The sequence below is a fragment of the Streptococcus jiangjianxini genome, from assembly GCF_040225085.1.
Classification (GTDB): Bacteria; Bacillota; Bacilli; order Lactobacillales; family Streptococcaceae; genus Streptococcus; species Streptococcus jiangjianxini.
Genome location: NZ_JBEHGL010000041.1, coordinates 1 through 3,406, shown reverse-complemented (window position 1 = coordinate 3,406; position 3,406 = coordinate 1). Strand labels below are relative to the sequence as shown.

Sequence of the window (3,406 nt, the reverse complement as noted above, 5' to 3'; positions counted from 1 at the left end):
GTTGTTCCGTCAACTGATTCTGATGTGGCGATTGGTTCTAAAACAGAACTCATTTCACAAGTTCCTACTGATACTCCAAAACAACCAAACACAGAAATTGGCACGAAGTCAGAGTTGAAGATTCCGGTCAAGACTAATGATTCAGAAACTGACATGGAAATCCCACGAATCCCAGAGATTCCACGCTCTACGGCTACACAAATAGGGCCTAAAACCAAGTTGAAATTCTCTACAGGTAAGACTGAAGGTTCAACAACAGCTCGTGTTGTTCCGTCAACTGATTCTAATGTAGCCATTGGTTCTAAAACAGAGCTCATTTCACAAGTCCCTACTGATACTCCAGAACAACCAAACAGAGAAATTGGCACGAAGACTGAGTTGAAGATTCCGGAGACCCCTCGTTCCACTGATACTGAAGTAGGTTCAAAAACCGAATTGAAAATCCCTTCAGATAAGGCTAAAGATTCAACAACAGCTCGTGTTGTTCCGTCAACTGATTCTGAAGCGTCGATTGGTTCTAAAACAGAGCTTGCTCCACAAGTTCCTACTGATACTCCAGAACAACCAAACACAGAAATTGGCACGAAGTCAGAGTTGAAGGTTCCGGCCAAGACTAAAGATTCAGAAACTGACATGGAAATCCCACGAATCCCAGAGATTCCACGCTCTACGGCTACACAAATAGGTCCTAAAACCAAGTTGAAATTCTCTACAGGTAATGCCGAAGATTCAACAACAGCCCGTGTAGTTCCGCTAACTGATTCTGAGGCGTCGATTGGTTCTAAAACAAAGCTTGTTCCACAAGTCCCTACCGATACTCCAGACCAATCAAGAACAGAAATCAACACGAAGTCAGAGTTGAAGGTTCCGGCCAAGACTAAAGATTCAGAAACTGACATGGAAATCCCACGAATCCCAGAGATTCCACGCTCTACGGCTACACAAATAGGTCCTAAAACCAAGTTGAAATTCTCTACAGGTAATGCCGAAGATTCAACAACAGCCCGCGTTGTTCCGTCAACTGATTCTAATGTAGCGATTGGTTCTAAAACAGAGCTCATTTCACAAGTCCCTACTGATACTCCAGACCAATCAAGAACAGAAATCAACACGAAGTCTGAGTTGAAGACTCCGGCCAAGACTAAAGATTCAGAAACTGACATGGAAATCCCACGAATCCCAGAGATTCCACGCTCTACGGCTACACAAATAGGTCCTAAAACCAAGTTGAAATTCTCTACAGGTAATGCCGAAGATTCAACAACAGCCCGCGTTGTTCCGTCAACTGATTCTGATGTGGCGATTGGTTCTAAAACAGAACTCATTTCACAAGTTCCTACTGATACTCCAAAACAACCAAACACAGAAATTGGCACGAAGTCAGAGTTGAAGATTCCGGAGACCCCTCGTTCCACTGATACTGAAGTAGGTCCTAAAACCAAGTTGCAATTCCCTACAGGTAATGCCGAAGATTCAACAACAGCCCGTGTAGTTCCGTCAACTGCTTCTGAAGTGGCGATTGGTTCTAAAACAGAGCTTGTTCCACAAGTTCCTACCGATACTCCAGACCAATCAAGAACAGAAATCAACACGAAGTCAGAGTTGAAGATTCCAGAGACCCCTCGTTCCACTGATACTGAAGTAGGTCCTAAAACCAAGTTGAAAATCCCTTCAGATAAGGCTAAAGATTCAACAACAGCTCGTGTTGTTCCGTCAACTGATTCTGAAGCGTCGATTGGTTCTAAAACAGAGCTTGCTCCACAAGTTCCTACTGATACTCCAGAACAACCAAACACAGAAATTGGCACGAAGTCTGAGTTGAAGATTCCGGAAACCCCACGTTCCACTGATACCCAGATAGGTTCTAAAACTGAATTGAAAATCCCTTCGGGTAATGCAGAAGATTCAACAACAGCCCGTGTTGTTCCGTCAGTTAATTCTGATGTAGCTATTGGTCCTAAAACAGAGCTTGTTCCACAAGTTCCTACTGATACTTCAGCTCAATCAAATACAGAAATCAATACGAAGTCTGTATTGCAATCTGGTTCATCAGTGACGGAACATAAGGATTCGAACGTAGCGATTGGTGCTAAAAGTGAAATGGTTCCAAAAGTTCCTAATATTACTCCAGAACAACCAAATACAGGAATCAACACGAAGTCTATAGAGACTCCTGATTCACCAGCGACAGATACTAAGGATTCTGATCTCGAAATAGGCATAAAGAGTGAAGTTAGTTCAAGTGTTGCCACAGAGGTTCCTTCCTCTTCTGATATTGGTCAAAAACCTGAGTTGAAGCATCCAGAGAAGAATCATAAGTCAGCATCTGACACCGCTAGTCCACGGATTCTAGAGACCCCTCGCTCCACTTCGACACAGGTTGGATCAAAGATAGAGTTGAGCTCTGTGCCACCAAAAGGTGATGATGCTCCTGAAGCACGAGTGGTTTCTTCTAGAAAAGAAAATCACGTTGATACGAAAAATGCTTCTGGAACACATTATGAGTTGACCGATAATAAAGCAGCAGGTAAGAATCAAAGGCAGCGCCAATCAGCTAGGCTTGTTGTGAAAAAAGGCCAAAAAAATGTGGAAGATTCCCACTTGCAAAGTGTTGTTCATTATTGCAGTGTGGCTCTAGTATTTCTCTTGGGAAGTATCTGGGGATTGAAGAAGCTAAAGAAAGAAAAATGAGCCACCATCTTTCGCCATAAAAAGTATTAGATGACAATGATTTGATGTCTCTATAAAATCTACTTTCCAAATAAAGCGAACCTTGTCACTTGTAGTATCACATAGAAAAGGAAATCAATCTAAGTGGCTCCCTGTCAAGTGGACAATATCATGAAAAGTTAGGCAGCGGCTTTGTTCCTTATATCCATAAGGGCAAGGCCGCTGTGCTTTTTTTGATGGTTTTGAACGTTGAGAAAAAGATGTAGGTATCACTATTTTATAGAATGTTCATTAATACATTGGTCTATTCGAGACAGTGGAATGTGTGGTTTTATATGAATTGTTTTTATTTTAGAACATTTGAGAACTTTCAGAACTGAGGCGGGAATAGGTTAACTGGTGGCTAGCAAATCGTTAATCACAATTGATTATTCTTATTTTTCAATGAATTGAAATAAAAACAGTTCAATTATGATGTCATATTGGTATAGCATGGTCACTAGATTCTCGTAAAACAGGCTAGAAAAGTATTGTCAGATGAGGATATTTTTTGAGGTACTTTTATTATGATCTTGTTTCGATTAATTACAGTGTTAAAGTTTTATAATGTCTCAATTGTCAAATTAAGCTAGACAGTTTATCTTACTCAGAAAAACTTGATACGGTGTTTGATAGTTTAGGGATTTTCTAGGTATTCTATTTCTTTTATCAGCTATAGCTGATAAAACGTCTTGAG

The 3,406-nt window shown here is 40.9% G+C and carries 1 protein-coding gene and 1 pseudogene; one reads left to right on the top strand and one right to left on the bottom strand.

Annotation, left to right across the window (positions count from 1 at the left end):
• On the top strand, nt 1-2,691 hold a 2,691-nt coding region (locus ABP870_RS10525; protein ID WP_350015298.1), incomplete at its 5' end, for a hypothetical protein.
• 602 nt (nt 2,692-3,293) lie between these two features.
• Here the strand turns inward: ABP870_RS10525 and ABP870_RS10520 are convergent.
• Nucleotides 3,294-3,406: pseudogene (locus ABP870_RS10520) on the bottom strand (IS30 family transposase); the annotation flags it as partial.